General features: G+C 59.8%; 29 protein-coding genes. 13 read left to right on the top strand and 16 right to left on the bottom strand.

Annotated features, from left to right (window positions below; genetic code table 11):
- Positions 1-94: 94 nt before the first annotated feature.
- The 8 genes from QMK33_RS06570 to QMK33_RS06605 form a co-directional block, all read right to left on the bottom strand.
- Positions 95-1,144 (bottom strand): hypothetical protein, encoded by a 1,050-nt coding sequence (locus tag QMK33_RS06570; protein WP_283563769.1) that lies wholly within the window; start codon positions 1,142-1,144, stop codon positions 95-97.
- A gap of 35 nt (positions 1,145-1,179) precedes the next feature.
- The gene (locus tag QMK33_RS06575; RefSeq protein WP_283563770.1) at positions 1,180-1,431 is read right to left on the bottom strand and encodes a hypothetical protein; all 252 of its coding nucleotides are present in this window, start codon (positions 1,429-1,431) and stop codon (positions 1,180-1,182) included.
- An 81-nt stretch (positions 1,432-1,512) separates the two neighbouring features.
- Positions 1,513-3,165, bottom strand: coding sequence for an NAD(P)-binding protein (locus QMK33_RS06580; RefSeq protein ID WP_283563771.1), 1,653 nt, complete (start codon positions 3,163-3,165; stop codon positions 1,513-1,515).
- Positions 3,166-3,361: 196 nt separating this feature from the next.
- Complete coding sequence (locus QMK33_RS06585; RefSeq protein ID WP_283563772.1) at positions 3,362-4,945, bottom strand: polyamine aminopropyltransferase; 1,584 nt, start codon at positions 4,943-4,945, stop codon at positions 3,362-3,364.
- Positions 4,938-5,153, bottom strand: a complete 216-nt coding sequence (locus tag QMK33_RS06590) for a DUF350 domain-containing protein (protein WP_283563773.1) — start codon at positions 5,151-5,153, stop codon at positions 4,938-4,940. Before QMK33_RS06590 ends, QMK33_RS06585 begins: the two co-directional genes overlap by 8 nt.
- A 197-nt stretch (positions 5,154-5,350) precedes the next feature.
- On the bottom strand, positions 5,351-5,563 hold the full coding sequence (locus QMK33_RS06595; protein WP_283563774.1) for a hypothetical protein: 213 nt from the start codon (positions 5,561-5,563) through the stop codon (positions 5,351-5,353).
- Between the two features lie 15 nt (positions 5,564-5,578).
- The gene (locus QMK33_RS06600) at positions 5,579-7,048 is read right to left on the bottom strand and encodes a hypothetical protein (RefSeq protein WP_283563775.1); all 1,470 of its coding nucleotides are present in this window, start codon (positions 7,046-7,048) and stop codon (positions 5,579-5,581) included.
- Positions 7,045-7,434, bottom strand: a complete 390-nt coding sequence (locus tag QMK33_RS06605; protein WP_283563776.1) for an S-adenosylmethionine decarboxylase family protein — start codon at positions 7,432-7,434, stop codon at positions 7,045-7,047. Before QMK33_RS06605 ends, QMK33_RS06600 begins: the two co-directional genes overlap by 4 nt.
- A gap of 113 nt (positions 7,435-7,547) precedes the next feature.
- On the opposite strand from QMK33_RS06605, the gene QMK33_RS06610 reads away from it, so the two are divergent.
- A complete protein-coding gene (locus QMK33_RS06610) occupies positions 7,548-7,967 on the top strand; it encodes a hypothetical protein (RefSeq protein ID WP_283563777.1) in 420 nt (139 codons plus the stop codon).
- A gap of 219 nt (positions 7,968-8,186) precedes the next feature.
- Here QMK33_RS06610 and QMK33_RS06615 read toward each other — a convergent pair whose 3' ends face one another.
- Positions 8,187-10,673 (bottom strand): M4 family metallopeptidase, encoded by a 2,487-nt coding sequence (locus QMK33_RS06615; RefSeq protein ID WP_283563778.1) that lies wholly within the window; start codon positions 10,671-10,673, stop codon positions 8,187-8,189.
- A gap of 634 nt (positions 10,674-11,307) precedes the next feature.
- Between QMK33_RS06615 and QMK33_RS06620 the strand changes: the two genes are divergently transcribed.
- The 4 genes from QMK33_RS06620 (at position 11,308) to QMK33_RS06635 (ending at position 14,241) form a co-directional block, all read left to right on the top strand.
- Positions 11,308-11,820, top strand: coding sequence for a YMGG-like glycine zipper-containing protein (locus QMK33_RS06620; protein WP_283563779.1), 513 nt, complete (start codon positions 11,308-11,310; stop codon positions 11,818-11,820).
- 95 nt (positions 11,821-11,915) lie between these two features.
- A complete protein-coding gene (locus tag QMK33_RS06625) occupies positions 11,916-12,392 on the top strand; it encodes a YybH family protein (protein ID WP_283563780.1) in 477 nt (158 codons plus the stop codon).
- 158 nt (positions 12,393-12,550) lie between these two features.
- Positions 12,551-13,180 carry a hypothetical protein gene (locus QMK33_RS06630; protein WP_283563781.1) on the top strand — a complete coding sequence of 210 codons (630 nt, stop codon included), beginning with the start codon at positions 12,551-12,553 and terminating at the stop codon, positions 13,178-13,180.
- A gap of 113 nt (positions 13,181-13,293) precedes the next feature.
- Positions 13,294-14,241, top strand: coding sequence for an MBL fold metallo-hydrolase (locus tag QMK33_RS06635; protein WP_283563782.1), 948 nt, complete (start codon positions 13,294-13,296; stop codon positions 14,239-14,241).
- 31 nt (positions 14,242-14,272) lie between these two features.
- On the opposite strand, the gene QMK33_RS06640 is transcribed toward QMK33_RS06635, so the two are convergent.
- Both QMK33_RS06640 and QMK33_RS06645 read right to left on the bottom strand, forming a co-directional pair.
- Positions 14,273-14,842 (bottom strand): early set domain-containing protein, encoded by a 570-nt coding sequence (locus QMK33_RS06640; RefSeq protein ID WP_283563783.1) that lies wholly within the window; start codon positions 14,840-14,842, stop codon positions 14,273-14,275.
- 291 nt (positions 14,843-15,133) lie between these two features.
- Positions 15,134-15,829 (bottom strand): S24 family peptidase, encoded by a 696-nt coding sequence (locus QMK33_RS06645; RefSeq protein ID WP_283563784.1) that lies wholly within the window; start codon positions 15,827-15,829, stop codon positions 15,134-15,136.
- Positions 15,830-16,086: 257 nt separating this feature from the next.
- On the opposite strand from QMK33_RS06645, the gene QMK33_RS06650 reads away from it, so the two are divergent.
- From QMK33_RS06650 to QMK33_RS06685, 8 genes are all read left to right on the top strand, one after another.
- Positions 16,087-16,335, top strand: a complete 249-nt coding sequence (locus tag QMK33_RS06650) for a hypothetical protein (RefSeq protein WP_283563785.1) — start codon at positions 16,087-16,089, stop codon at positions 16,333-16,335.
- Positions 16,336-16,337: 2 nt separating this feature from the next.
- Entirely contained in the window at positions 16,338-16,655 is a 318-nt protein-coding gene (locus QMK33_RS06655) for a helix-turn-helix domain-containing protein (RefSeq protein WP_283563786.1), read from the top strand.
- A gap of 76 nt (positions 16,656-16,731) precedes the next feature.
- The gene (locus QMK33_RS06660; RefSeq protein WP_283563787.1) at positions 16,732-17,316 is read left to right on the top strand and encodes a hypothetical protein; all 585 of its coding nucleotides are present in this window, start codon (positions 16,732-16,734) and stop codon (positions 17,314-17,316) included.
- Positions 17,313-18,119: a hypothetical protein gene (locus QMK33_RS06665; protein ID WP_283563788.1), complete on the top strand. Its 807-nt coding sequence runs from the start codon at positions 17,313-17,315 to the stop codon at positions 18,117-18,119. Before QMK33_RS06660 ends, QMK33_RS06665 begins: the two co-directional genes overlap by 4 nt.
- Positions 18,120-18,125: 6 nt before the next feature.
- The gene (gene dnaB / locus QMK33_RS06670; protein ID WP_283563789.1) at positions 18,126-19,529 is read left to right on the top strand and encodes a replicative DNA helicase; all 1,404 of its coding nucleotides are present in this window, start codon (positions 18,126-18,128) and stop codon (positions 19,527-19,529) included.
- Between the two features lie 35 nt (positions 19,530-19,564).
- Positions 19,565-19,780, top strand: coding sequence for a hypothetical protein (locus tag QMK33_RS06675; RefSeq protein WP_283563790.1), 216 nt, complete (start codon positions 19,565-19,567; stop codon positions 19,778-19,780).
- A 6-nt stretch (positions 19,781-19,786) separates the two neighbouring features.
- Positions 19,787-20,431: a hypothetical protein gene (locus tag QMK33_RS06680; protein WP_283563791.1), complete on the top strand. Its 645-nt coding sequence runs from the start codon at positions 19,787-19,789 to the stop codon at positions 20,429-20,431.
- A gap of 11 nt (positions 20,432-20,442) precedes the next feature.
- Positions 20,443-20,880, top strand: coding sequence for a hypothetical protein (locus QMK33_RS06685; protein ID WP_283563792.1), 438 nt, complete (start codon positions 20,443-20,445; stop codon positions 20,878-20,880).
- Between the two features lie 25 nt (positions 20,881-20,905).
- Here QMK33_RS06685 and QMK33_RS06690 read toward each other — a convergent pair whose 3' ends face one another.
- The 5 genes from QMK33_RS06690 to QMK33_RS06710 all read right to left on the bottom strand — a co-directional run bounded on the left by QMK33_RS06690 (position 20,906) and on the right by QMK33_RS06710 (position 26,906).
- Positions 20,906-21,598 carry a hypothetical protein gene (locus QMK33_RS06690; protein ID WP_283563793.1) on the bottom strand — a complete coding sequence of 231 codons (693 nt, stop codon included), beginning with the start codon at positions 21,596-21,598 and terminating at the stop codon, positions 20,906-20,908.
- Positions 21,599-21,702: 104 nt separating this feature from the next.
- Positions 21,703-22,215 carry a hypothetical protein gene (locus QMK33_RS06695; protein ID WP_283563794.1) on the bottom strand — a complete coding sequence of 171 codons (513 nt, stop codon included), beginning with the start codon at positions 22,213-22,215 and terminating at the stop codon, positions 21,703-21,705.
- A complete protein-coding gene (locus QMK33_RS06700; RefSeq protein WP_283563795.1) occupies positions 22,215-24,446 on the bottom strand; it encodes an ATP-binding protein in 2,232 nt (743 codons plus the stop codon). Before QMK33_RS06700 ends, QMK33_RS06695 begins: the two co-directional genes overlap by 1 nt.
- Positions 24,447-24,453: 7 nt before the next feature.
- Entirely contained in the window at positions 24,454-24,681 is a 228-nt protein-coding gene (locus QMK33_RS06705; RefSeq protein ID WP_283563796.1) for a hypothetical protein, read from the bottom strand.
- The gene (locus QMK33_RS06710; RefSeq protein WP_283563797.1) at positions 24,678-26,906 is read right to left on the bottom strand and encodes a DEAD/DEAH box helicase family protein; all 2,229 of its coding nucleotides are present in this window, start codon (positions 26,904-26,906) and stop codon (positions 24,678-24,680) included. Before QMK33_RS06710 ends, QMK33_RS06705 begins: the two co-directional genes overlap by 4 nt.
- Between the last annotated feature and the right edge of the window lie 14 nt (positions 26,907-26,920).

Below are 26,920 nucleotides of genomic sequence, written 5' to 3' on the forward strand. Positions count from 1 at the left end.
GGAAGGCAATCGGCACAAATAACGAGCGGACAGTCGACCCAACCCCGGCAGCCCGCCCAAGGCCAATTCGGATAGCCGCTAAGCGTCTTAACTTTCAGGAAGCCACCTGGTAGCTGCGCCGCCAGATGAAGCCATCGAGCACGTAATGAGTGCTTTGGGGCAGGGCCAGCAGCGGCACCAGCCACATCAGTAGGCCGGGCTCGGCTACCACGGGCAGGCGCTGAAACCAGCCAAAAACGGCGGTGTGCTCGCGCCACACCAGGCCGTCCCACAGGCCTTCTTCCAGGAACGCGAATAGCCCGAGCACTACGATAAACAGCGCCAGCCCGTAGCGGCCGGCCCACCAGCCGCGCCCGGTGGCCCCGGCCGGCCGGCGGCTCCACACCAGCGCCAGATAGGGCACGCCGTGCGCCACCACATTGAGCAGCGTAAAAATGAGGTCGCCGTTGCAGAGCACAATGCCCACCAGCCACGAGCTGGCCGTGCCCGCCAGCAGCAGGTTGCGGGGCAGGTTAAAAGCGCCGGTGCGGCGAAAAAGCCATAGCTCGCGGCCCGCGTAGGCCAGTAGCAGCGCCGCGTAGAGGCCCGTGGCCAGGTGCCGCCCCAGCGGCCAGTCAGCCTGCACAAAATCGCCCTCCACAAACCAGTTGAAGTGGCGCGGGGGCGATAAGTGCCAGTATAACAAAGGGTAAAGCGTGGCGGCGTAGATGAGCACCGGCGGCAGCCACGCGCCGGGCAGCGCCGGCTCGCGCCGCGCATACAGCCGCAAAAACCCATATTGCTGCCGCACAAAGTGAAACACCGCCAGGTAGGCCAGCGCCCGCCAAAACACCAGCCCGCCCGCCGCGTGCAGGGCCACGCCGCCCGCGTAGCAGGCCAGCGGCACCAGCAGCAGCAGGCCGCGCCGCCGCCGCCGCTGCGCCGGGTCGAAATACGTCTGAAACAGCGTGCCGTACACGTGCGCCACATCAATGAGCAGCACCACGCCCACCCAGGCCAGCAGCGGAAACGCCGCCGACTGCCGGTAGGCCGCGGGCAGCAGCGCCACCACGGCCAGCGCCACGAACGGCGGGGCGAGTATAAACCAGCCGTCGTAGCGCGGCGAGCGCAGCCAGGGCTGGGTAGTAGAGGAGGTAAGGGGCATGGCGGCCCGCAAAATAGCGAAGCCGCCGCGCCTGCCTACTGCCCGGTGCCCATGGTGTTGGCGGGCGTGGTGGTGGTGCGGCCGGCCGGCACACCCAGGGTGGTGGTAGTGGCGGCGGTATCGGCATCGGTGGCAGGGGTGCCCCCCACCTCGGTAGCGGCCGAGTCGGTACCCAGGGTGCTGGTGGGCGTGCTGGTAGTGGGGCTGCCGCTGCCGCCGCAGGCCCCCAGTAGCAGGCCGCCCAGCAGCAGGGCCGCCAGGGTGCGGCCAAAAAATGCTTGTTTCATAAAAGAAAAGTTGTTGATGACGCCTGCTTATACGGCCCGCGGCCCGGTAGCGGTGCGCAGAAGTCGCAGGTTTTCAACCTGTCAGCTGTTGGCGGGCCTGGCCAGTACCGCCCGCGCCGCCCGCAGGCCCTGGTGAAAGGCTTCCTCAAAAACGGAGATGCCGCTGAGGTCGGTGTGAGCCAGGTGCACGCGCCCGCCCAGCAGCGGCTGCTGGGCCTGCTGCCGCGCCGCGCCCCACACGTAGCCGGGCGTGGGGGCCACCATGCCGTGGCCCCACACCCAAAGCTCGGCCGCCTGTACCTGGGCGGCCAGGCCGGGGTGCATGAGGTCTAATTCGGTGAGTACCAGGGTGCGCCAGTCGGCGTAGTTGCTGGCCAGGGCGTGGCGGCGGGCGGCCACGGCATCGAGCGGGTTGGTGGGCAGGGCCCAATAGAAGGTGAGGCTGCGCGGCTCGTCGCCCTCGAAGCCACGCAGGGCCTGGTGCTCGGCGTCGATATAGCCCAGGGCCGGGCTGCCGTAGCGCACATTATCCCAACTCAGGGGCTGGCCGGGGCCGCCGGGGTAGCCGGCTACCGTGAGGTTGGCAACCAGCCAGGGCGCGTGCAGCGGGGCCAGGGGCGGCAGGGTAACCGGGGCGGCCAGCAGGTGCTTGGTTACGTGCCAGGGCGTGGCCAGCACCACCTGCCGGGCCAGCAGGCGCGTAGTTTGCTGAGTGGCATTGTCGAAAGCCAGTACTTCGACTTGGCCATTATTAATTTCTTTTATGCTGAATACCAGTGTATTGGCCTGCACGCGCCCGTCGCCCTGGCGGCGCAATGCCTCAGCGAGGTAGTGGTTGCCCTGGGGCCAGGTGAGCACGGCATCGGGCGGGGCATTGTGGGCGCGGCCCTTGCGGGCGGCGAAGTAGTGCAGCCCCGCCCAGGCCGATACCTGCGCGGCCGGCACCCCAAAGTCGTCGCGGTACGAGTAGTCGAGGTACCAGCGCAGGTACTCTGAGTGGTAGCCGTGGCGGGCCAGCCAGTCGGCCATCGACTCGGTATCGAGTTGCCGGGCATCGGCATCGGCCACCGACCAGTCGAGCGGCAGCCGGAACAGGTCGCGGCCGTCGGGGCCGGTGGCGCGGCGCAGACGCTCTATCTCGGCCAGGAAGCGGGCTATTTCGGCACGGTCGGCGGCGGGCACGCCCGCCTCGGGTAGCAGGCCGGCCTGCCAGTGGCCGTGCAGCAGCAAGCGCTCGGCGGGGTCGTGGCAGAGAGCCGTTTCGTCGTAGATGGGCAGGCCGGTAGGCCCGTAACCTGTCAAAATACCAGTCTCTTGCAAAAAGGCCAGTAGTTCGGTATCGCGCGCATCGGGCAGGGGCAGGTAGTGCGCGCCCCAAGGGTAGGCGGTGCGGGCGTTGTGGCCGGCGGCGGCGTTGCCGCCCGTGTCGGCTTCCATTTCCAGTAGTAGCGTAGTGCGGCCGGGGGCCAGCTGGTGCAGGGCGCGCCGGGCGGCCAGGCCGCTCACGCCGCCGCCAATAATCAGGATATCAACCGCTTGGGTATGCGCGGGCGCGGGCAGGCCGCCGGGCGTGCGCAGGCGGTGGCCCAGTGCGTGCCCGGCCCCGCGCAGCTTGCCCTGCACGGCCGACTGCGCGGGTGTGCAGCCGGGCACGCTGCCCACCAGCCCCGCCAGCAGCGTGCCCGCCACGCCCGCGCTGGCCTGGGTAATGAACTGGCGACGGGGGAGGAGCATATTAACTTACTGATTATGAATTGCTTTTTTTGGCGCGGGGGCACCTCACCCCCTAGCCCCCTCTCCAAAAAAGAGGGGGGATTAGCTCTAGTTTTAGCTTTTAGAAATTATTGCTAAAAACTAGTTCCCCCTCTTTTTTGGAGAGGGGGCTAGGGGGTGAGGTGCCGCGGAGGGCGAGGGGCCAGGAACCAGCCCCTCACTGCCCATACGGCCCCCATTCCTCCTCAAAATACCGCACCAGTGCCTGGTTGTTGAGCTGATTTACCTCGGTAGGCACCTCGGCCATGTCGGGGGGGAAGCTGCGCATGAGGCCGATAACCTGGGGCGTCACGTAGCGCAAGCCCGCGGGGAGCGGGCTGCCGTGGGGCCGCCACGAGCCGGGCTGGGCCTGGGCCAGCACGTAGCCCCACTCGCCAAACGACGGCACGTAGGCGTGGTAGGGCACCGGGCTAAAGCCGCTGGCCGCCAGCGTGTGCACCACGCACCAGTAGGCGTGGCGCGCCACGTAGGGCGAGGTGGCCTGCACCACCACCAGCCCGCCCGGCCGCAGGCGCTGGCGCAGCGTTTGGTAAAAAGCCGTGCTGTAGAGCTTGCCGATGGAGTAGTTGCCGGGGTCGGGGAAATCGACCAGCACCACGTCGTAGCGGGCGGTGTCCTGGCGCAGCCAGGCGTAAGCATCGGCGTTGTGAATCTCGACCTTGGGCGAGTGCAACGAGTTGTGGTTGAGCTCACGTAGCAGCTGGTTGCTGCGGAAGAGGCGCGTCATGGCCGGGTCAAGGTCGATGAGGCGGATGTGCGCTACCTGGGGGTATTTCAGCAGCTCGCGCACGGCCAGGCCGTCGCCGCCGCCCAGCACTAATATCTGGCGGGCGTGGGGCCGGTCTTGCATGGCCGGGTGCACCAGCGCCTCGTGGTAGCGGTACTCATCGGCCGAGCTAAATTGCAGATTACCATTGAGAAATAGGCGCAGCTCGCCGCGGTGGTTGCCCGTGAGCACCAGCCGCTGGTAGGGCGTGCTAAGGGCGTAGATAACGGTATCCTGAAAGACCTCGCCCTCGGCGTAGCGCTGAATGCGCTCGGCCCCCACCACGCCTACCCCCAGCGCCAGCAGCGCCACCACAATGGCCGCCAGGTAGCGCCGCCGGTAGGGCCGCGTTTCTTCAAACGAGAGCAGGCTCACGCCCGCCACCACCACGTTGAGCGCCCCAAACAGCAGGGCCGTGCGCACCAGCCCCAGCCGGGGCACCAGCACCAGCGGAAAAATAACCGCCGCCAGCAGCGACCCCACGTAATCAAAGGTAAAAACCCTGGCTACCAGCTCCTTAAAAGCTAGCCGGCCCTGCAAAATGCGCAGCAGCAGCGGAATTTCGAGCCCCACCAGCGCGCCCAGCAGCCCCACCAGCCCATACAGCAGCACCCGAAACGAGCTGACGTGTGCAAACAGCCCAAACAGCAGCGGGGCCGAGGCCCCGCCCACCAGCCCCACCAGTATTTCGAGCCGGATAAACCAGCGCAGCAGCTGCCCATTGAGGTAGCGCGACAGCCACGAGCCCACGCCCATGCTGAACAGATACACCCCGATAACGGTCGAAAACTGCGTCACCGAATCGCCGAGCAAGTACGAGGCCAGCGTGCCCGCAATCAGCTCATAGAGCAGGCCGCAGGTGGCAATCACGGCCACCGAGCCCAGCAGCAGCGCCGGCCGGGGTGCGCCCTCGGCGTTGGCGCCGGCGGCGGCCCGTGCCCGCCGCCGGCGCGTTAGTACAGAACCCTCAGCCATGAATGGCGGCGCTAATGATGAGGGCCACCGCCAGCATAAACGCCGCCGCGATAATGGCCAGGGCCGAGTTGTGCTCTTCCAGTATTTCGCGGCGCAACGTGCCGGGCGTCAGCTTGTTAAAGATATAAAAGCTGATTACCAGAATGAGGATGCCCAGCAGCGCGTACACAACGGAGGCGGTGAGCGCCTTGGGAGTAAGGTATTCCATGAGCGGGGGTATCAGGGAGTAAATGAGTAATGGAGCAAACGAGTAAGTTGTAAGTGAGCGGGTTGCCGCGGCTGGCGGCTGGCGCGGGACTCTGCCCCGTATCAGCCGCATACTATTGCTAGTAAATTGTAAATGAATAAGTTATAAGCAAGTGAGTTGTGGTAAGCTTGCCTGTTCGCAACTCACTCAGCGGTACCTCACTTGTGGTTGAAGCCGTGCACGAAGCCGGCGCGGCCCCCCGAGCGGTGCGGGCCGGTCTGGGTGCTCTCGGTGCTTTCGTTGTCGTCGCCGAGGAGGCGGTAGCCGTTCAGGCCCATCAGGGTAAACGCCGTGAGTATCAGCACGCCTAGCACCGTGTAGAGGGGCATCTGGCGCACCGAGGGGCCCAGCTTCGTGAAAAAATCAAACATAGGAAGGGGTTGAAGCTACGATTGGGGACCAAAGTTGCTGTTTTCCCAGCGGCTGGTTTCAAACGAGGAGTAGCGCCACCACTGCAAGGCCGGAATGGCCAGCAGCGATAGTATCGCCAGCAATAAATTAGACGTGAGCTCCGTGTTCTGCTCGATGGTTACTTGCAGCGTGGCGGTTTCGGTAGTGGGCTCGGCGCTGGGGTAGAGGTTGAGGTGGTAGCGCCCGGCGGGCACGCTGCTGAACACGGCGCTGGCCGAGGTGCTGCCCTCCGACCAGCTCTCGCCGCCTTCCACGCCCGAGTAGTACTCCAGGGAGCGCGTGAACTCGTAGCCCCGGCCATTTTCCTCGTTCACGAGGCTGGCCGTGATTTCGACCCAGCGGTTGGATAGGCTCGGGATGGCGAGCTCGATTTGCAGCGCCGTGGGCTCGGCCAGCGTGAAAGAGTTGGTTACCAACATGGTGCTGGCGGGCGGCGGCGCCGCGACCGCAGTGGCCGACTGCTGGGTGGGCTCTGGGGTGGCCGGCGTGCCGGCGGCGGGCAGCGAATCGTAGGGGATAATGGGCGGCCGGTTATCGGGGGGTATCACGAAAGCAGTGGGCTGCGCGAGCGGCGTGGCGGGTAGCTCCAGCTGCTGCGTGGTGGTGGTGGAGGGCCGCCACTGCCCCACCAGCGAGCGCAGGCCCAGCAGCGCCAGCAGCAGCAGCACGGCTACGCGCAGCATGGCCGGGCCGGCCACGGGGTTGGGTTGCGCCGCGCCCACGTCGTAGCGGTTGGGCAGCTGGTTCACCGGCACGTAAAAGGCCGTTGCTACTACCTCGGGCTCCAGGTGCTCGGCCAGGTACCAGGTGGGCGGACCGCTGGTAAGGTGCTCGCTAACAAGAATATAGGGCGGGCAGATAAACTCCGTGACGAAGAGTTTTTCATCCTCCAGAATATCCCAGTCAAACTCGCCCTCGGCATCGAGCACGTCGGGCTGGTAGCGGTGCCACAGCTTGTAGAGGCGGTCGGTGGTGTCGTCGAGCCAGGTGGTTTCCTTGTAGCCCTTTTTGCCGTTGTTGGCGGGGTGGCTGGGGGCGCGCCTGATGAGCAGCCAGTGCCCGTGGTACTCGGCCAGCTGCAATGGAAAATCGGCCGGCACTTGCTGGGTGGGCCCGGGCTCGGGGGGGCTCAGCTGGTACTCGCGCCAGGTGGCCGACTTGTCGTTTTTTTCGGTGCGCACCTGGTAGCCGGTTATGCGGCAGCGGTGGCCGCCCACCAGGCCCACCGTGCCCAGCGGCAGGCTGGGGCCGGGCACCAGCGTCTTCTTAAACCCGGTTACGTAGCGCGTGGAGGCCGCCGGGGAGGCCGCGTCGGCGTAGAAATACGCCCGGCACTTGAAGCAGCCGAAGTAGCGGCTGGCGGTGGGGTCGTAGCAGGGTAGCTGGGTGCCGCACTTGGGGCAGGGCACGGTGGCGGGGGCCGTGGTCAGCGGGGTTTCACTCATCGCAGTACTTCGGCGTAAGCGCGGGGGGCGCCTTCAAAAAACGCCAGCGTTTCCTGGTACACCTGGCGCACGGTGGCGTGGTTGTCGCGCCGGAAATTCGACAGAAACACGTCGAACGTGGCCAGCCCATGCTCGGGCCAGGTATGAATGCTGAGGTGCGACTCGGTGAGGGCCAGCACCGCCGTGAAGCCCGCGTTTTCGGCAAACACGTGGTACACCTCGCCCACGCCGCTGAGGCCCAGCCGGGCCACCAGCGCCGCAAAAAACTGCTGGCTACCGGCCGCATCGCGCAGCCGGGCGGCGGGGGCCTCAAAGGTGGCCAGCACGTGCAGGCCGGGCGAGTAGGCCGCGGGCGCGGCCGGCGGAGGCAGGGAAACAGTAGTCACGGCTGCAATACTACGGCCCAGATTACCAATCTGAATGCCGCCCAATGGTTGATTTTGTTCCGGAATGGGGGCATAAGGGCCTAACTTTAGGAGCTTTTATTTCAAGCAGCAGTATGCAGCCCCGCGCTCAGGAAACCCTTTTTTTTGAAAACCAGGCCGGCCGCTTGTACTATCGCTCCGCTGGCTACGTGCACCTGGCCTGGGGCAGCGAGCGCCTGCCGCTGGCCCCCATCCAGGCCTATTACGAGCAGGCCTTGGCCTTGCTGCGCAGCACGGGCAGCCACCGCATCTTGTCCGAGCACGGGCAGCGCGCGCCCCTGCCCGGCGAGGCCCAAACCTGGCTCACCGGCAACTGGATACCCCGCGCCATTGCCCTGGCCAACACCCGGCACTGCGCCATTGTGGAAGGCGCCAACCCCATGCACCGCCTCTCCACGCAGTCGGTGGTGAGCGCCTCGCCGACCGAGTTTGTCTACAAGCGCTTCGATAGTATGCAGGCTGCCGAAACCTGGCTGGTTGGCCTCGGAGTTTAGAGGCGTAAAACTATGAACAGCAACTACTTGCATAAGTAGGGCTTATGTAAAATCGTTCGTCATTGCGAGCATGTTGCGCCCTTGCTTAATGCGCAACATGCTCGCAATGACGAACGATTTATTTTATAAATACTTGTTATACAATGCATTATCTAAAAAACAAAAAAGCCCGGCCAATTGGCCGGGCTTCTTCAGTTATCAGGCAAAAGCCGCGCTCGCTTATTGCTTCACGAAGCGCTGCACGAAGGTTTGCGAGCCGCTGCTGGCGCGCAGCAGGTAGAGGCCGCCGGCCAGGCCCGACACGTCGAGCTGGCCGTTTCCCTGGTAGCGGGCGGCGTTCACCGTTTTGCCCAGGGCGTCAAGTACTTCTACCTTAGTTAGTTCCTCATTCGAGCTGAGCGAAAGCGTGAGTACCGAGGCGGCCGGGTTGGGGTAGAGGCTTAGCACAGCATCGCCGCTGAGCACAGTGCCGGCGGTGAGGCCGTTGGGCGTAGCCGAGGCCGCCGCAATGGCTGCGCCGCCCGTGATGCTCACGCTGTAGTCTTCGGTTTCGCCGTAGCTGTAGGTGCCGCAACTGGTGGTGGTGCTGGCATCGCTCATGATAATGCGCAGGCGGGTTTTGCCGGTTTTGGCCGTGGCGGGCACCGTGAAGGTGCTGCTGAGGGTGGCTGCGCTGCTGCTGCTGCCGCTCACCACCAGCTCGCCGGCGTCGGTGAATACGCCGTTCTGGTTGTAGTCGATATATACTTTCCAGTTTTCGGTGTAGGCCGAGCCCGTGAAGCCGGCCGAGAAGCTCACCGTCTGGCTGCTGCCGGCGGCCACGCTGGCCGTGCTGGCGGTGCCGTCGTAGTAGCCGCCGTTGGCGCCGCTGGTGCGGGCAATGCCGGTGCCCAGCTTCACGTAGTCGATGTACTCATACGCCTGGCTGGTGCCCTTGCTGGTGCAGTAGTTGGAGGTAGCGGGCGGCGTAGTGGTGGTGCCGCCGTAGGCCGCACCCACGCCCACGGCGTACCAGGCGTTGGTGACAGCCTGCGTCTGCGTCGAGGTGGCTCCGTACAAATCGGTGGCCGCCTGAATGGAGTAGGTGCGGGCCTGGGCGTAGGTAGAGGAGGCCGTCATGTACACGCTCTCCATGCGGAAGGTGATTTTGGCGGCGGCCGACAAGCCCAGCGCAGCTACCGAGTAGGAACTACCCACCTCGTTGGTGCCGCTCTTGCCCACGCTGATGAGGTAGTACCAGTAGTTGAGCACGCCCGAATTGGTGTGCACGCCGCCCTGGTCGTTGGCGTCGGAGGGCGACGACGTGGTAGCCGACCAGTACCTGCCCTTATACAAGGCCGGCTGGCCGTACTGGTTGGGGTTGCTCATGGAGCGCAGCGCGCCCCCGGCCTTCATAATATCCTCGCCAATGTCCCAGGTCGATTTGGTCAGGCCCAGGTTGTCGGAAGTGTACTTTTCGATGCTGGCCCCCCAGATGTCCGACAGGCCCTCGTTCATGGCGCCCGACTCGTTGGCGTAGGTCAGGTTGGCCGTCTTTTCGCACACCGCGTGGCCGATTTCGTGGCCGCACACGTCGAGCGCCGTGAGGGGCTTGAAGGTGCTGGCCCCGTCGCCGTAGGTCATCACCGAGCCGTTCCAGTAGGCATTTTCGTAGCCCGCGCCGCCGGGCACGTCGTCGAAGTGCACGTAGCTTTTGATTTTGGCGCCCGCGTTATCGTAGCTGCTGCGGGCGTGCACGGCCTTCCAGTAGTCGTAGGTGGCCTGCGCGCCAAAGTGGGCATCGCCGGCCACGTTATCGTAGTTGGCGTTGTTGTACTCGGCGGCCGTCCAGTTGTTGTCGGCGTCGGTAAAGTCGGTGGCGGCGGTGTAGCTGTTGCCCTTCTTGCAATTGTACGTTTCGATGCCCAGGCCGCGGGTGTACTCGCGCAGGTGGTAGCCGCCAGTGGCGGTTTCGGTGGCCAACGCGCGGCTGCCGCTATACGCGGTGGCAAAAGTGGCGGTAGCGCCCGTAGCGTGCTTGATAATGGCATCGCGCAGCACCACCTCGCCGGTGTGGGCATCCACATACACGTAGGCGCGGCTCACCGGCAGCTGGGCGTAGATGTTGAATTTCCAGGCCAGCACCAGCGGGCCGTTTTCGGCGCTCTGGCGGCTGTCGCGCACCAGTACCAGCTCCCCAGTAGGCTTGTAGCTGGCATCGGCATCCTGGGCCAGGGTTTTGAGGCCGGCCTCTTCGCGGGCATCCTGCCACATGTATTTTTTGGCTCCTACGGCGGCCAGGGCACGGGCCAGGGCAGCGTCGGCGCTCAGCGCGGGCGTCACGCTCAGCTCGCCCACTTTCTCAAAGTCGCCGCTCAGGCTCTCAATCTGGCCGCCGCGGGCGTGGGCCGTGTACGTGGCGTGCTCCACCTTCACGCCCTTGTAGTACTGGTCAAATTTCTGGTGGCTGAAGCCGAGCTGGTCGGTTTCGGTGCGGGCGGGCCGTAGCTGGTCGTTGGTGCCCAGCGCCAGCTGCCGGCGGATAACCTGCTCGCCTTCGGCGGCGCGGGCGGTAAGCTTGCCGGCCGGCGAAAACTCGATGAGGGTGGGCTGGCCGTCCTGGGCCAGGGTCTTCTGCTGCACGAGGGCATCCTGGGCGTGGGCCAGGGTGGGGAGGGTGGCGGCAGCTAGGGCAAGCCAAGCCGCTGTATGGTACTTATGGAACATAGATTGTTGGTTTGGGAAAAGAAGAATGTGTGGGTAAAAACTCCGGCTTTCACCGGAATCGGCGCAAGGTAGGAAAATCCCGAACACTGCCAAATATCCTATTTATGAACGCTAGATGAAGATTGCGAGAAGCTTAATCTGCCTGAAACCCAAAGCACTTACGCGCCAGTTTTCAGCTAAAAGCCTTTTGCACGAAGCAGACGAGGTTTTGGGTGCCCGGCTAGTTCAGCTACGGCCAGCAACGGGTCTGAAGCGGCTGCTTTGGTCCAAAAATTGACGGAGTAAAAATAGGATAATGACAAGGGCGTTAATTCAGTGAAAAAGCCGAAATCTTATACAATTTTTTGGGTGGATATTCGGTTGTGAGCCAGTGCGCAAGAGCGCTAACGCGCTCAAAAAGCCAAAACACCCGCAACGATGCGCCTGCCAGGCATCTGGTGTGCGCCACGGGCCGCGAGCGCGTCGAGGCCTCCGTGCTTTCGGAAAATTGCAGGTTGGCGGGGCCTGCGCCCGGCAGCCTGTTCAATCCGGAAGCGAGCGCGGCGCCGTACTTTGAGCCCCGGTACCCATTCGTTGCGGCACGGTGCTTGTTTACCGAACTTCGCAAGCTTCCAAACCCAGCTTTCTTCGCATCATGAAAAACCGTCGTTTTTTCCTCAGCTTTTTAGTGTTAGCTACCCTGATGGCCAGCACGTTTAATGCCCAGGCTCAGCGCTTTAGCCCGCAGGCCAAGGGGGCCGTTATCGGTGGCGGCAGCGGGGCCATCCTCGGGGCCGTTATCAACAAGCGCAACCGGGCCGTGGGCGGCGTGGTCGGGGGCGTGGTGGGGGCCGGCGCGGGCTACGCCGTGGGCAAGCACGTGGATAACCGCAATAAGAAGCGCGCCGCCGCGGCCTACGCCGCCCAGCGGGCCGCCGCCAACCGCGCCGCCGCCGAGCGCCAGGCCCTGGCTCGCCGCACCACCACCCGCGAAACCATTGTGCGCAGCTCCAGCCCCGCCGCCGTGGGCACCACGGCCCTGGTAGCCTCGGCCGCCGCCGTTAGCGCCAGCGCCCCAGCCACCGAAGCCGGCTACCTGCCCAACCAGGCTCCCGGCGACCCTGCCAACCCCTACGGCAGCACCGCCTACCGCCAGCGCAGCTGGTAGTCACTGCGGCTTTCATCCGTTGTTTTGCCGAAACCCAGGCCAAGCGGCCTGGGTTTTTGGTTTGCCTCCTTCACCTTTCTAACTACCTGAATAGCATGCGTATTTCCCTGGCCCAACTCGTTTTGCTGGGTGCGTTGCCCCTGCTGGCGGCGTGCAGCAAGTCGGCCGACTCTGGCGCGGCCAGCGCCACCAGCGCCGCCGACCTCGACCGGGCCTTCCTCACGGCCTGGAACAACAAGGACCTCGAAAAAACCCTCGGCTTCCTGGCCGATGATGTGCAGTTTTTGCAAGGCAGCGCCCATTTCAGCGGTAAGTCGGAGGTGAGCGATAAATGGGTGCGCGCCACCCAGTCGGGTACCAATAATCTGAAAATCAGCACGGTAAGCGCCACTTCTACCGATAAGCTGGCCTACGAGGCCGGCACGTTCTCGGTCGATGTGCAGCCCGCTGGCCCCGGCCAGCCCGCCGGCTTTGGCGAGGGCAACTTCCTGCTGCTGTGGAAGCCCGCCGCCGACGGCACCTGGAAGCTCAGTTACGCCCAGCTCGAAGACCTGCCCGTGCAGCGCCGCTAACCCCCACGTAGGGTAAGCTTCAGCTTGCCGCTAGTAGTACCATTTCAAAAGCCGCTGGCCCCCACCCAGCGGCTTTTGCATGCCCCGCCCGCTGCAACAAGCGGGCGCAAACCCAACCCAACTCACCCCCTCGCCAGTTTTGTGCGTAGGGTAAACCCATGATTTCGACTCACCACCCCAACCTGCCCGCTCCGGCCGATTTGCAGCGCCTGTGCCAGGCGCTGGCCGCCCTCGATGCCATCAACTCGCCCGATGCCGAGTACCGCTACTACACCTACACCCCCGAGTGGAGCGACCACGAGGCCGTGTTTGAGATGAGCGACGGCGAGGGCGACCAGCTGCTGGTGCTGTTCCGGCCCGAGGGCTGCGTCATCAACGGCTACCTGCTGGGCTACGACGAGCCGATTAAAACCGACCTTATTCGAGGGTTACCCATTGCCTTTCAGGAGTTTATGCTGGGCGAACCGGTGGCTTCCATTGGCACCACGTTTTGCCTGTGGCACTCGGCCCAGGGCGCCTGGCAAATTGGCACGGTCGAAGATGAAGACAATGGCTCGGAGGAACTGCTCGACATCTTCGACGGCAACCCCGCCACCTACGCCGAGTGGGCCACCGAGTACTACACCGACGAGACCGACCGCGTGCCTATCACGGCCGCCGCCGTGACCCCGCTGTACCTGCACGAAACCCTGACCAGAGCCCACGCCCTGGCCCTCAACAACGAGCTGACCGATTGGCCCGCCCTGGCCGCCGAGCTGGAAATAATTGGTTATCCCTACGCGTTCTAAACGTAGCGCGAAGTTTCCACTTCGTGCACGAGCGCAGCGAGCACCAACGCTTAAGCTACTCGCTGCGCTCGTGCACGAAGCGGAGACTTCGCGCTACTGCAACTTTGTAACCCATGCGGCAGCTCCTCCTCTTACTACTCCTGGGCTGGGTACCACCTGGCTGGGCGCAGCCCGCGCCCGCCTTCACGGTGGTGCCGCTGGGCGTGAAGGGCGGCCTGGCCGAGGGCAACCTCTCGGCCTACCTGGTGGCGGCGGCCGGTAGCCCCGGCTACATCGCGCTAGATGCGGGCAGCCTGCGCCCCGGCGTAGAAAAGGCGGTGGCCAACCACGTATTCACGGCCCCGGTGGAGGAGGTGCTGCGGCAGCAAATCAAGGGCTACTGCCTCTCGCACCCGCACCTCGACCACGTAGCCGGCCTGCTCCTCAACGCTCCCGACGATGCGCCGAAGCCTATTTATGGCCTGCCCGCCTGCCTGGCTACCGTGCAGCAGGACTACTTCAACTGGCGCGCCTGGCCCAATTTTGGCAACGGCGGCCCCCCGCCGGCCCTGGGCAAATACCAGTTGCGGGCCTTGGTACCGGGCCAGGAAACCCCGCTCGAAAACACGCCGCTCAGCGTGCAGGCTTTCGAGCTCAGCCACGGCCCGGGCATGCAAAGCACCGCCTTTTTGGTACGCAGCCGCGAGAGCTACCTGCTTTACTTGGGCGACACAGGCGCCGATGAGCAAGAAAAATCGCACTACCTGCGCGCCCTCTGGCGGGCCATCGCGCCCTTGGTGCAGGCCCACCAGGTAAAGGCGATTTTTATCGAAGCCTCGTACCCCAACAGCCAGCCACCGGCCCAGCTTTTCGGTCACCTCACGCCAGTACTGCTGCTGCGCGAGCTGGGGGCGCTGGCGCAGCTCACGGGCAGCGCGGCCCTGCGCGGGCTGCCGGTAGTAGTCACCCACCTCAAGCCCTCGCCCGGCAACGAGGCCATTATCAAGCAGGAGCTAGCCGCGGGCAATGCATTGCAGGCCAGGTTTATATTTCCTGAGCAGGGCGTTAAGCTGGTATTTTAACGAATGAAGTAACTAGTATATAATCAGCAACTTACCATTCAGTGCCATTTGAGTTGGGAATGGTGAGCGGAGTCACGAGCGCGCTGTGCAGTTTAGTTGCTGCCTGCGCAACAGCTTCATCGAAAGCCTTGCGTAAGCGCGTGGCGTAGGAGTTGCCAGTAGCCTTGGGAGGCGGATTCTGAATAAAGAGCGATTCTGCCGTTTGGTAACTAGGGTAGCCAGTGGTGTTGTACGTTTCCAGGGTCAACTCCTCGAACTTGTATTGGTAGCGACCCTCACGCAAGGACACCTGCACTAAAAAATAGAGTGCACTAGGAGAACTGCCATTAACTTGTTCCATTGGCTGCGTTCCGGCCACCACCAGTATATCGGTACCCAATTCAGTAACGGCAAGGGGAGGCTTGTTGACCACCCCCACCCGATTTGCCCACACCTTAGCCCGTGCCAGCAAACTAGTCTGGATTACCCCTGGCGTAGGCACTACGCCGGCATAAGTAATGAGGCCAGTAGCAGTGTTAACGGGTAAGGGAGCCAGCAGCTGCTGGGCCGCGCTACCCTGCCAAAAAATTAACACAAGTAAGAGCGAGAGGACGATTTTCATTACTTATTTATTTGGATAAAAGTAGGGTAGAAACAGGTTTCATAACCTACGCGGCAGCATATTTTACACAGGTTCAATTTGGTTCGAAATTGAAAAGACCCCCTTCTCAGCAATGCTGAAAAGGGGGTCTTTCGTAGTTGGAAGCTACAAGCAGTGCCTCCTGGTACCCGGAGCCGGGGTACTGCGAACCATCAGATTTACGGCCCTAACTCTTTGATTTACTACCCAATTACGACCATTTTAAAAGTGGTCAATTTGGTTTTGGTAGCGGCATTGGTAGCGCCAGCTCGATTAGCCTGCTTCACCTACCAATTTCACGTCGTAGCGGGCGGCCACGTCGAGTAGAATATTGCGCAACTGCTGCGAGTCATGCGCCAGCATTTCCAGCAGCACCAGCATGCGGTCAAACGTCTCGTTGGTGTTGGCTGGGATGCTGCCGGTCAGCAGCGCATTCACCTGCCACAGCTCCTTGAGGTCTTTTTGGGGCAGGATAAACGGGTCGTAGTAGCGGTTGTCCGACAGCAGCTCGATGGGCTCGTTGCGCTTCACCGGCCCGCGCAGGCGCTTGACCATAATCCGGTCCTCAGTCACCACCACGTACACGTGCTTGGGCTGAATCAAATCCATCCGCTCGGTGAAGGTGGCAATCACCAGGTCGCCCTGGCTGATGGTGGGCTGCATGCTGTCGCCAGCCACTTCGAAGCCACGCACCGTCTTGCCGCGGTAGCCCGGCACGCTTATCGTTTCCAAATCCTGCATCGTCGCGTCCACGTCGCGCGCCAGCAGGTAGCCGGCCTGGGCTTTGGTCGACACGATGCTGATGCGCTCGTCGCCGTTCTCGTCCACGGTCACGGCGTAGGGCATGCCCGTGTACTCTTCGCGGGGCTTGGGCGCGGGGGTAGGGGCCTCGTCAGCACGGAGCATGGGCTCCAGCCCGCGCATCAGCCATTCGGCCCGCAGCTCCGGGTACTTATCCAGAATGTCCATTAAAGTTTCGTATCCTGGCTTCGATTTATTCTGAACCAGTTTATACAACTTTTGTGGACCCTCGTACCCTAGATTCTTAGCTAACTGGTAAGCTGACAAGCCGTAATGCTGCATCAAAGAGCTTATCCGGTCGCCAACGAGTGTTTTTTGTTCCACTATTTTTGCTGTTAGCGTGTAAACTTTTTTTGCTTATTTCGACTTTAATCGCCAGGTTTGTACGACATAAGTCTAAACAAAGATACTACTCAGCAAACAAAATGGAACACCTGGCAAAGATTATTTCCGACTTGCGGGCTACCCTCCCCAAGCGCAATGACTACGCCCGCCGCACGGTCGAGCTGCTAGCTGCGGAGGGTAAAAACTTCTCTAAGCAGCAGGTCTACAACGTGCTCAGCGGCCGCTACCTCAACACCGACGTGGCTGAGGCCTTCATCAGCGTAGTCGAAACCGAGCGCAAGCGCATTGCCGCCCTCGGGGCCCGCGCCACCAAAGCCGCCGCCGCCTAGCCATGCAGCACGCCATCCTGGTTTCCGAACACGAGTGGCAGCAGCTGTTGGCCGATGTGCAAGCCCTAAAAGCCTCTCGCCCCGCTACCCCGCCGTCCGCGCCCGACCGCATCCTGAAGGTGCGCGAGGCCGCCGCCTACTTGCAAGTCACGCCCGAAGGCCTGCGCAAGGCCCGCCGCCAGGGCCGACTTTTCGGGGTGCGCATCAACGAGAAGGAGTGGGGCTTCCGGCAGTCGGAGCTAGCCCGCTACCTCACGCGCTACAACCGCCAGCCCGCGGCCGGGGCCGCCGTGCCCGCGCTGCTGGCCGCTGCTGCCTAGTCCGCTTTTTCTTGTCACCCGCCGGCCCTAGCAGCCCGCATTACCCTGCCCGAGCCCGGCCCTAGTCTACCCCGTTATGTCTTCCCTACTGCCCATTGTCGGCCCCGACAACCCCGAGGTCCATTCCATCCTCACCATCCAAAAGGCCAAGCTCAAGGACCAGCACCTGACCTGCGAGTTCACCGAGCAGCGCAGCGAGGAAGTGCCCCCGCGCAGCTTCGCTCTCACGTGCGCCGAGCAGGTGCATCCCGACTTGCCCCACGCCTTCAGCCGCCTGGTGCCGCACCTCTGCCTGCTCACCGAGCAGCTGGCCGAAACGCCCAACTACTGGCCCAGCGACGACGAGGACCTACCCGCCAAATTTGAGTCGTTCACCGTCACCGGCTTTTCAATGGGCAAGAACCAGGGCGGCGTCACGCTCATCGGTCAGCGCGAGCTAGCCGGCGGCCGGGTGCTCAACCTGACCACGCCCTACCAATCCTTCGATGAGGAGCAAAGCAGCTACGCCTACGCCGGCCTGCTCGAAGCCACCCTAGCCACTGCCTTAGCCGAGGTCGAAGCCGCCCTACGCGGCAAGTGCACCGAGTACCGCCAGCTCGACCTGTTCGAGCAGCCCGCAACCGCCCACCTCTTACTGGTGCCCACGCCCCCGCAGGCATGAAGCTGCCTGCTATCCAATTTTACCCCGGCGACTGGCACAAGGACCAGGGCGTGCAGGCCCTTGACCTGGCGCAGCGCGGGGCCTGGTTCGAACTGCTGCTGATGATGCACGACAGCGAGGAGCGCGGCGTGCTGCTCGTCAACGGTCAGCCCATGCCCGATGCCGTCATTGCCCGCCGCCTGGGTTTGGATAACCAAGCCGCCAACCAAATCCTAACCACCCTGCTAACCTACGGGGTAGCCAGCCGCCGCGAGGTCGATGGCGCGCTCTTCTGCCGCCGCATGGTCAAGGATGAAAAACTCCGCCAAGTGCGCACCGAGGCGGGCAAAAAGGGTGGAAATCCCCAGTTGCTTAACCAAACTACCAAGCAAACCTCAACCACCGGGGATAAGCAAATTGCAACCCCTTCATTTTCATCTTCAATTACAACTTCAATAGGAGAGGGAGAGGCGGCTCCCGCCGCCCCGCTCGCCCCAGCTTTGGCTGCGCCGGCAAAAAAGCCCGCCACCGACCGGCCGAAAGGCCCCGCGCCGCCCACGCTGGCTGAAGTCCAGACCTACGCCGCCACCCTGCCAGCCGGCAGCGCCGACACCCAGGCCGAGGCTGCCGCCTTTTTCGACCACTTCGAGAGCAACGGCTGGCGGGTCGGCGGCAAAACCCCGATGGTCAACTGGCAGGCCGCTTTTCGCGGCTGGCTGCGCCGCCGCCCGCAGTTCCAGGCCGCCAACCCCCACCAGCCCGCCGCACCCCCGGCCCGTGCCCGCACTGCCCCCAAACCCACTGACCCCAACCGCTGGAGTTAATTCATCATGCTATCCGCTATCCCCTCTACACGCCGCGGGGCCCTGCCTACGCCGCCCCAGCCCAGCCACCTACCTCCGCAGGCTCCCGACCTCGAAGCCGCCGTTCTCGGCGCGGCCCTGCTCGAAGCCGATGCCCAGCGCACGCTGCTGGCCACGCTGCCCGATGAGCAGGCCTTCTACCTGGTCGCGCACCAGCAGGTGTACCTAGCCATTCGCGACCTGGTGCAGGCTGGCCAGCACGCCGATATGCTCACCGTCGTAGCGCAATTGCGCCACCGCGGCACCTTGCAGCGCGTCGGCGGCCCCGCCTTCGTGGCGGGCCTGACCAACAAAATCAATTCCGCTGCCCACCTCGAAACGCACTGCCGGATTCTGCAAGAGCAGCACGCCCGCCGCGTCATCATCCGCGCCGGCACCGAGCTAGCCGCCCACGGGTACGACGATACCCGCGACCCGCTAGCCCTGCTGGCCGACGCCCAAACCCACCTGACCGGCCTGCACCGGGCCTTCGAAACCAAGCCCAGCCAAACCGCTTCGGCCGCTTTCGCCGCCACCTTCGACCGCCTCACCCAGGCCGTGCAGCAAAAAGGCCTCACGGGCATCCCCACCGGCCTCACCCAGCTCGATGGCCTCACCGGCGGCTGGCAACCCGCCGACCTCATCATCCTGGCCGCCCGCCCCGCGATGGGCAAAACCGCTGCCCTGCTGCATTTCGCCCGCACCGCCGCCCTCGACCACGGCCAGCACGCGGCCATTTTTAGCCTCGAAATGCCCACCCTGCAACTCATGCAGCGCCTGGTGGCCAGCGAAGTGCCCGGCTATTCCAATTCCGACTTGCGCCGCGGCAACCTCCCCGGCGGCCCCGAGCAGGTGGCCCACATCCGCGAGCAGGCCCAGCGCCTGCTCACCCACGGCCACCGCCTCCACATTGACGACACCCCCGGCCTGAGCATCCAGCAGCTGCGCGCCAAGTGCGCCCGCCTCCACGCCCAACACCCCCTGGGGCTGGTCCTGGTCGACTATATCCAGCTCATGCGCGGCGACACCAAAGGCAACCGCGAGCAGGAGATTGCTAGCATCAGCCGCGGCCTCAAGGAGCTGGCCAAAGAGCTCAACGCCCCCGTTATCGCCCTCAGCCAGCTCTCCCGCGACGTGGAGAAGAGGGGAGGGGATAAGCGCCCACTGCTTTCCGACCTCCGCGAGTCCGGTAGCATTGAGCAAGACGCCGACTGCATCATCTTCCTCTGGCGCGGCGAGTACTACAAAATTCCTCAGTACGAGGACGGTACCCCCACCGCTGATACCATCCTCTTCGACGTGGCCAAGCACCGCAACGGGGCCACCGACGAGGTGATTACCAGCTGTAATCTGCGCCGCGGTCTGTTTCAAGATGCGGCTACCACTTTCTGATTCCTATGGAAGCCAGCGGTTTGCCTTGCTTCACCGTGCGTTGTCCCGTCGAGGCCGTCGCCTACCCGCTCACCGACGAGCCCTACCTCACCCAGCTCCTGCCCGGCACCTGCTATTCCGTTCTGGAACTGACAGTCGAGACGCTGACGGTCGGCTGCCTCGATGCCAGGCCAGAGACATACCTCATCTGCTTCACGCTGGCCGACTGGGCCCACTTCGTTTTCACTACTCCCGCTATTTCTCCCCGCTAGCCCGTTATGCCTACCCCTATTGTCATCAGCTGCTTCGACCTCACCACCACGCTCGTGCAGCCGTGGGCCGACGCTGGCTACCTCTGTTACTGTGTCGACCTCCAGCATCCGCCCGGCGAAACCCGCCAGGGCAACATCATCCGCGTGGGTGTCGACGTGCGCGAGTGGCTGCCGCCCTACGGCCCCGTTGCCTTCGCCGCCTTCTTTCCGCCCTGCACCGACACCGCCATTTCCGGACGCGCCCACTTCCGCCGTAAGGGCCTCAGCAGCGTCATCAAGGCCCTGCAGCTGTTCGAGTGGTCCACCCGCCTAGCCGAGTGGTGCCAGTGCCCCTACTTTATCGAGAACCCGGTGAGCACCGTCAGCACCTACTGGCGGCAGCCCGATTTCCGCTTCGACCCCTGCGACTACGCCGGCTACCTACCCCCCGCGCAGCAGCTCAGCGAAGCCTACACCAAGCGTACCTGCCTCTGGACGGGCGGTGGCTTCCATCTGCCCGAGCCCAAAGCCGTGGTGCTCATTCTGGGCTCCAAAATGCACAACCTGCCCGACTCAAAGAACCGCGCCAACCTGCGTTCAGCCACGCCCGCCGGCTTCGCCCGCGCCGTATTTGAAGCCAATTACGTGGCTACCCAAGTACCCACCAGCTAATTGGCCCTACCATGAAACTGCCGCCTTTCCTGGTCACGGCCCACCGCCACTGGCTGACCCAGGCACCCGCCGCTACCCCTGCCCACCGCCAGGCCGGCGAGGAGGTCCTAGCCCTGGTCGCCGAGGCCTACGCTCAAACGCCCGCCTACAATCATCAGCTGCAACTCGATGAGCTCCGCGCCCGCATCCGCCACCTTGAAGCGGACCTGGTGGCCGAGCGCACCGCGACCCTCACGCTCGGCCGTCAACTCGACCAACAGCCCGGCCCTACCCCCAAGCGCCAGCTCCGCGCCCAGGCCGAACAAGCGTGCACTACTGAAGTAGCTCGCTTGCGCAATTGGCTGGCCGCCTCCGAAAACGTCATTCGCTTCTCACACAAGCGCCTGCACAACCTGCAAACCGAGCTGCGCCGCCGAATCAACCACCTGGAGCGCTCCAGAAAGCCCTAGTTGCCTCTTTCATACCAGGCTGAAATCAGCGCCATTGACCGTAGCGGCCTTTGTGTCTTGCCGGTGCTGCCTGAATTGGGGCCGGGGCTGGCTTAGGAGGCGCTTCGTAGAACTGACGTAAGTATTCAGCTAATGCCCCGTCGTTCATACTGTACTCCTGTTCGAAGGTAAGGCGATGCTCGAAACGGGCCCGGTAGCGAAGATGATGCAGATAGGGGTTGAAAGAGCCTTCCCGAAGCGTCACGGTAATAATCGTTTTGCTGCCTTCTAATTCGTACAGAATTTTATCTACATACAAGCCAAATCGGCCCGCTATTCGCCCTAGAAATTTCACATCGAAGGCTTCCCCCACACGGGGCGGTACGGATAACCGGCATTTGAAGCGCAGAAAGTCTTTTTTGTCGGGTACTTCTATCTCGTACTCCGCATTCGTAAAATCCAGTACCGACGCATCCGACCCGACCAGCTCCCACGCATCGGCGTAAATCTCATCCAGCCAGCGCCGAAACACGGATGAACTGATACCCAACTTCTCCTGGATGCTCTTGCCAGTCGGCCGCGGCCACACGTCGGGCATTTCCGCCAGTATGTCGAGCAGCGGCCTGTATGCCTTTGCCGCCAACCGTAGCCGAATCAATGCCGGTTGCATCAAACTCAGACTGTATACCAGGTCACGGCTCGGAATCGGCGCCTCGTGGAAATTGTACGAGTATTTCATAAACCGGCATTACGTTATACCAGCCATTTGTGTCAGGTCAATTTGTGCAGATGCTACTTGCATAAATTGACCTGACTAACTTCCGCTTACCATGCTTATTGTTCTTAGCTAGCCAAAGGTTTCATTGTTTGTAGGAACGAGACAATATTACCAGCATTTTCAAAATAATGAGGAGATTCTTTGCTTTTAGTAGCCATAAGCTCAAAACCACCTTTCGCGTAAAACTCCATTGACTTAGTTAAGTCAAGCGCTTTCGTGTCAGCCTCTTCTTCCGTAAGATTTTCAATTTCAGAAAATGGAAAATCAGCTAGTGCTAATAAGCTTATAAAAATGTATTCAACTAAATTGTCAGGTTTCCAAAATTTGGTTTGAAGGAATTTAGTGCCTGCTGCCCCACGCTCAAAAGGAAGTGGATATTGAGCTTTGATGCCAAGCATAGTGGCGTACATAAAACATTCGTAAACACTACCAAATGCCTTGCCGCGTTCCGCTTTCTCCTCATCACTACCTGAACTCTTACTTACGTCGGCTACACGAGTCAAACGAAGTATAAACTCTTTATAGCTTGTGGGATATAAAGCATCCTTATTCAAGAATTTCTCTTTTAATAACTTCATCAGACGGTAACGCGGGTGATTTGGACAGACAGACTCTTACGGCTTTGCGCTGATTGTCCAGGTGGGACCACTAATTGATAGACGTTTAGGGTTTTGCCTGCAGCTTCAGTATCCTCTTTCACCTGTGCAAGTTTAGTCGGGTCGACTATATAACGGCCAGGATGAGCAGGGTCAGCATCTAAAAACTCCTTAGCAATAACGATGCTTTGACGGAATGTGCGGGCCGTTTCTGCCAAGAAATCCCGCGCTTTCACTGCGTCAAAGTCCGACATAGGCGCATCAGAAATCAATGGATAGTTTCTCGCAAGTCCCCGGTTCTGATTGGCAGTAACGATTGCCATTATAATTGCTAGCTTGAACGAACTATTTTGTGAGGTATTAAGATTATCCATCCGTTTGCCATCCTCACCTTGAATTTCTGGTACATAGCCATTGCCTTCTACTACGAAGCGGATTTTGCCATATCCTGCCTGGCTTTGCTTATTCATGCTATTGAAGTGCTGGTTGGCAGTATCTTCTAGCTGCTGAATCAGTTTTGCATACTGAGTTTCTTTCGTCCGCACCGTGAGGTCGCGCAAATCAGCTAGTAGTCTCCGCTTCTCCTCAAGTTTAGGGTTTATTCCACCACCTTGCGAAAGTTTGCTAAACTCGTTTTCTAACGCTTTCAAATCCGCTAGGTAAGTATCACGCATACCCCGCAGTTTCTCTAGTGTCCCAGAGTAATTGGCTATATCACGTTTTGCGGATTCAATTGAAATTAGAATGCTTCCGGCATTGCCGTTGCCACTCAAGCCACTATTCAAAATCTCAGTAGCGACAGCACCCTTTAGCGACGCAATTTGCTCTTCCAGTTCTTTTCGCTCGTCTTCTAGGTCTTCTTGCTCTTGGTAAGTGCCCGCAATTTCTTGGTCTGCTTTAACATACTTGTCCCGCATACTGAACGCAGCTCGATTCAATATGCGAAGCTCCGGCTCAATATCAGGTATAATCGCCTTTTGTGGTGCCAGCTTAGGTTTCTCTTCAGGTAGCAGTCGCTTGATTGCCTCATATTCTGCCGAGCCTTTGAGAGCTTGTCGATTACATACTATGCATTGTTCATGCTCAAGCATATCCATGACATGAACTCGGTCTGGAATGCCCTTCGGTAAAGACAAGCGCTTGTGAACTTCCTCCGTCGACTTCTGCTCAAATTTCTTTTCAGCTTGTCGGGTTGTGACTATGGTGTAATAATCTCGATACTTCTGCTCAAACTTATCTACAATATCTTCTGTGCCCATTAGCAGCCACGAATCGGTGAACAAGCGCTTCGTGAAGCCGAGTTTTAGATTGTCAAGGCGGCCTACTACTTGCTTCAATTCCTTCTCCTGCTGCGATAAGTCTTTTTCTAGGCTACTCACTTTAGACGCAGCATCAAACTGACCAGCAATGTTATCAAGCTTTGCTGACGCAGCATCAAAGTTTTTCTCTGCCTCCGAAATTTTGACCTCGACCGAATCTAGTTTGCTTTGAGCAGTCTTTTGCTGCTCTTGATAAATAGCAGCTTTCTGCTTCCTGGTTGTGTCGCCGCTAAGTGCATGTTTTAGCTCTTTATCAGCTGCATCATAGGCTGCTTGTGCGGTCTTAATAAATTCGTCCCACTTCTCAATGTCGGACATTTTATTAACCACCTGCTTTAATGATTCGCGGCTCGATGTATCAATAAGGTTGTTAATCCCTCGTTCCCCTTGAAACCACAGATAAGGCATGATATCGTGAGGTAATAATTGGGCCACTACTTTTTCACCTTCTGCCTCGCTAAGCGGTTTAAAGACGATAACATCTTTATAGAACACAGTTAAGGAGCTTCCACTAGCAGGCTTAACTTCAGTATCGCTTATTTTTTTGACGTATAGACGTCGAACGAGTTGGTAGGTACTATTCTGACTACCAGTAACTTCAATGCAGACTTCACACTTGATAGTTTCCCCTACCTCGGCTTCTGCTAGTGCTCGTTCATTTACAAGCGCTTCTTTTAGTGCTGAGGTTGGGCGAATAGCATTTGGTGCTGCCCCAAGTCGGGGTTTATCATCCGTGATGCCATCTCTAAAAACCCACTGGAAAGCATCGTACAGCTTGCTTTTTCCGTAACCGTTTGCCCCAAGTATCAAGTTAAGCCCATCGGCAAAATCAAGCCGATTGTTCTCCCCATAGTAGCACAGGAAGTTAGAGAGAGTAATGTTGAGAATGCGCATAAATTTGCTACAGGCGGTTGCTAAGCACAACGCTCAGATGTTTGGCGGTAATGTTAGGGGATTTGCTCTCGAAGTATTTATTCACCATTTCCCGAATCAATACCACTATCATCTTATCAGTCGGTTTGCCAAACAGGCCGGCTTCTGCTACTATAGCCTCGCTGAGGTCATATTTCTGTTGAATAGCCTCATCTTGTAAAAAGGCTTTGAATGTTTCTAAGCTTGGATTAGTCATGTGGTGGGAGAAGAATAAGGGTCTAAGGTATCGGGATTGATGTCATAGCGGTCGCAGACAGACTGTACCGCTGCAATTGCTTCGTACTTATTGATGGCCATATAGGCGAAATCTACTACCCGTTCCAACTCCTTCTTCACCAGGTTTCTCTCCAGGTCAAAAGTTGCCCCAGTTGGCATGCTGCTTGGGACTACCACCAAGTCATGAATCCTAGCAAAGTCTTTGTCTGGATGCTGCCGTAAAATGCGGCCCCGACGCTGAATAAACTGGCGTGGATTACCAGTACTCGAGCAGAATATTGCTTGCTCAGTACGCGGAATATCAACCCCCTCATCCAAGCATTTCATTGAAAGAAGCACATCAATCTTACCTTCTTCAAAACTACTTAGCACATGGTCTTTATCGGCCGATTCGCTAATGTACTTCGCCACGTGCGTAGTTGGAGATACTTGCCTTACAGCGTTGGCGTAGTACTCGATAATGCGGCTAGCATCTGGCACGTCGGGGTAAGATTCTGCTGCATTTTCGTCCTCCTCGTAGTAGCCTTCCGGCGCGTACACAAGCATATATTTTAAGCCTGAGGGTGACGCTGCTACATCCTTCAAAATGCGCTCAAAGGCTACTAATTTACCCGTTGCTTTGTGAATGATGCGCTTCCGTTCCATTAGCAGCATCTCGTAGCTTTTTTGAGCCATTGCATCCTTCGCTGCTCGATTATGAAGCGAAGCAAGCTTGGCTGAAATTTCCGTGTAGACTACCATCTCATTAGGGGTCAACTCTACCACGTGTGGGTAGTAATAATATTGACACAGAATGCCTTCGGTAATTGCTCGCTCCATTGAAAAGCTGTAAGCATAAGGAGGGGCATCATGAAAAAATGCTTCCATTTTGCCTGAGCCTTCCTCATCATACACGCGCTTTGGCGTTGCTGATAATCCAATAAGTTTCTGAATAGGCAATTTTTCAAACTTGGCTGCAATAGCCGGCGCGCCTACATTGTGCGCCTCATCGGCTACGAGAATGGCCTCTGCTCCAGCTTGCTCCAGAAAGGCCTGAAAGTTGTCATTAGTAAAAGTGCGGTAAGTCGAAATAATGACGTAAGACGAGGCTACTCCTACTAACTGTCGATTCCGTATTTCATGCAGCGCATCTCGCCAACCAGGGTTGCGAGACGATGCTTTGATAATTTTTTTGAAATTGAATTTCTTCGCTTCTTTTTCCCATTGTTCTACCAATATAGTGGTAGGCACTAAGATAATTATTTGATATCGTTTGCTTTCAGTATACTGGTTTAGGCAGCAGTTAAGTGCTGTGATAGTCTTGCCGGTACCCGTGGCCATTGCAAAAATGCCGTGGTATCCATTGCTAACCCAGTTTTGGTAAGCGTCCTTCTGGTATTGACGTGGCCCGCTATCGAATGGAAATCTGGGTGAGCTCCGGTACGTTTCTATCTTTTGCATAATAGTTTCCATTACTCGCCGTGTCGCTTCGGTGTGCTTTTGCTTAGCCTTCTGCGCCAGTAGGTAGTGTTCGTTTACCAGTAGTTCATCTAGGTCTTTACCACCATGCTCCTGAACTATTGCTTCCTTTATTTGCTCAAAAGGAATGAGCATCGCGTAATCAACTTGGCCATCAAAAATTTGGTCGTAATCCTGCTCGTATTCTGCAAATGCGTCAGGGTCAGACTTCCACGATAGTTTTAAGTCGAGTTCCTCTAGGTTTTCCAGTAGGCCCGAAGCTGTGAAATTACAGGAGCCTTTGAACTTGACTTTATCGATGCCGTCGTAAAATATGCCAGACTTATAATGCGCAATACCGCGCCGGTCAACGGGGCGGATAGCTCTGATTTCGATTCGTTTTTGTGCAATGAGCCAAGCGATACAGTCGAAAAAATGCTGGCCGTACTTATCTAAAGCATTGCGTAACCCGTGGAAATCTTCTACTGAAAACTGATTATCATCTTCGGCAGTAGCCAATCCTTTGAGTACTGCTGCTTTGTCCTGCGGCGACAGAATATGATTAATAATTAACCTGACACGCCCACCGTTACTAATAAACTTTGCGAATCCTAATGCAAGCACATTAATCGCTGATGAGCTGAAATAGCCCAATAGTAAATCTAGTCGTTTACTCTCAACTAAGCTTTCGAGATAGAAAGCGAACGGCTCATTGTTAGTGCCAGAACGGTATTCTTCTCCTTTCGGAAATACAATGTTCTTCAACATGACCGACAGAGTAC

The sequence above is a fragment of the Hymenobacter sp. H14-R3 genome (assembly GCF_030063445.1).
In the GTDB taxonomy this organism is placed as follows: Bacteria; Bacteroidota; Bacteroidia; order Cytophagales; family Hymenobacteraceae; genus Hymenobacter.

Coding starts and splice junctions, on each gene's coding strand:
- QMK33_RS06575 (WP_283563770.1), bottom strand. CDS start 1,431: ATGAAACAAGCATTTTTTGGCCGCACCCTGGCGGCCCTGCTGCTGGGC.
- QMK33_RS06625 (WP_283563780.1), top strand. CDS start 11,916: ATGCGTATTTCCCTGGCCCAACTCGTTTTGCTGGGTGCGTTGCCCCTG.
- QMK33_RS06580 (WP_283563771.1), bottom strand. CDS start 3,165: ATGCTCCTCCCCCGTCGCCAGTTCATTACCCAGGCCAGCGCGGGCGTG.
- QMK33_RS06705 (WP_283563796.1), bottom strand. CDS start 24,681: ATGACTAATCCAAGCTTAGAAACATTCAAAGCCTTTTTACAAGATGAG.
- QMK33_RS06570 (WP_283563769.1), bottom strand. CDS start 1,144: ATGCCCCTTACCTCCTCTACTACCCAGCCCTGGCTGCGCTCGCCGCGC.
- QMK33_RS06595 (WP_283563774.1), bottom strand. CDS start 5,563: ATGTTTGATTTTTTCACGAAGCTGGGCCCCTCGGTGCGCCAGATGCCC.
- QMK33_RS06620 (WP_283563779.1), top strand. CDS start 11,308: ATGAAAAACCGTCGTTTTTTCCTCAGCTTTTTAGTGTTAGCTACCCTG.
- QMK33_RS06615 (WP_283563778.1), bottom strand. CDS start 10,673: ATGTTCCATAAGTACCATACAGCGGCTTGGCTTGCCCTAGCTGCCGCC.
- QMK33_RS06590 (WP_283563773.1), bottom strand. CDS start 5,153: ATGGAATACCTTACTCCCAAGGCGCTCACCGCCTCCGTTGTGTACGCG.
- QMK33_RS06650 (WP_283563785.1), top strand. CDS start 16,087: ATGGAACACCTGGCAAAGATTATTTCCGACTTGCGGGCTACCCTCCCC.
- QMK33_RS06640 (WP_283563783.1), bottom strand. CDS start 14,842: ATGAAAATCGTCCTCTCGCTCTTACTTGTGTTAATTTTTTGGCAGGGT.
- QMK33_RS06695 (WP_283563794.1), bottom strand. CDS start 22,215: ATGAAGTTATTAAAAGAGAAATTCTTGAATAAGGATGCTTTATATCCC.
- QMK33_RS06690 (WP_283563793.1), bottom strand. CDS start 21,598: ATGAAATACTCGTACAATTTCCACGAGGCGCCGATTCCGAGCCGTGAC.
- QMK33_RS06610 (WP_283563777.1), top strand. CDS start 7,548: ATGCAGCCCCGCGCTCAGGAAACCCTTTTTTTTGAAAACCAGGCCGGC.
- dnaB (WP_283563789.1), top strand. CDS start 18,126: ATGCTATCCGCTATCCCCTCTACACGCCGCGGGGCCCTGCCTACGCCG.
- QMK33_RS06635 (WP_283563782.1), top strand. CDS start 13,294: ATGCGGCAGCTCCTCCTCTTACTACTCCTGGGCTGGGTACCACCTGGC.
- QMK33_RS06660 (WP_283563787.1), top strand. CDS start 16,732: ATGTCTTCCCTACTGCCCATTGTCGGCCCCGACAACCCCGAGGTCCAT.
- QMK33_RS06680 (WP_283563791.1), top strand. CDS start 19,787: ATGCCTACCCCTATTGTCATCAGCTGCTTCGACCTCACCACCACGCTC.
- QMK33_RS06600 (WP_283563775.1), bottom strand. CDS start 7,048: ATGAGTGAAACCCCGCTGACCACGGCCCCCGCCACCGTGCCCTGCCCC.
- QMK33_RS06630 (WP_283563781.1), top strand. CDS start 12,551: ATGATTTCGACTCACCACCCCAACCTGCCCGCTCCGGCCGATTTGCAG.
- QMK33_RS06685 (WP_283563792.1), top strand. CDS start 20,443: ATGAAACTGCCGCCTTTCCTGGTCACGGCCCACCGCCACTGGCTGACC.
- QMK33_RS06700 (WP_283563795.1), bottom strand. CDS start 24,446: ATGCGCATTCTCAACATTACTCTCTCTAACTTCCTGTGCTACTATGGG.
- QMK33_RS06655 (WP_283563786.1), top strand. CDS start 16,338: ATGCAGCACGCCATCCTGGTTTCCGAACACGAGTGGCAGCAGCTGTTG.
- QMK33_RS06585 (WP_283563772.1), bottom strand. CDS start 4,945: ATGGCTGAGGGTTCTGTACTAACGCGCCGGCGGCGGGCACGGGCCGCC.
- QMK33_RS06710 (WP_283563797.1), bottom strand. CDS start 26,906: ATGTTGAAGAACATTGTATTTCCGAAAGGAGAAGAATACCGTTCTGGC.
- QMK33_RS06645 (WP_283563784.1), bottom strand. CDS start 15,829: ATGGACATTCTGGATAAGTACCCGGAGCTGCGGGCCGAATGGCTGATG.
- QMK33_RS06665 (WP_283563788.1), top strand. CDS start 17,313: ATGAAGCTGCCTGCTATCCAATTTTACCCCGGCGACTGGCACAAGGAC.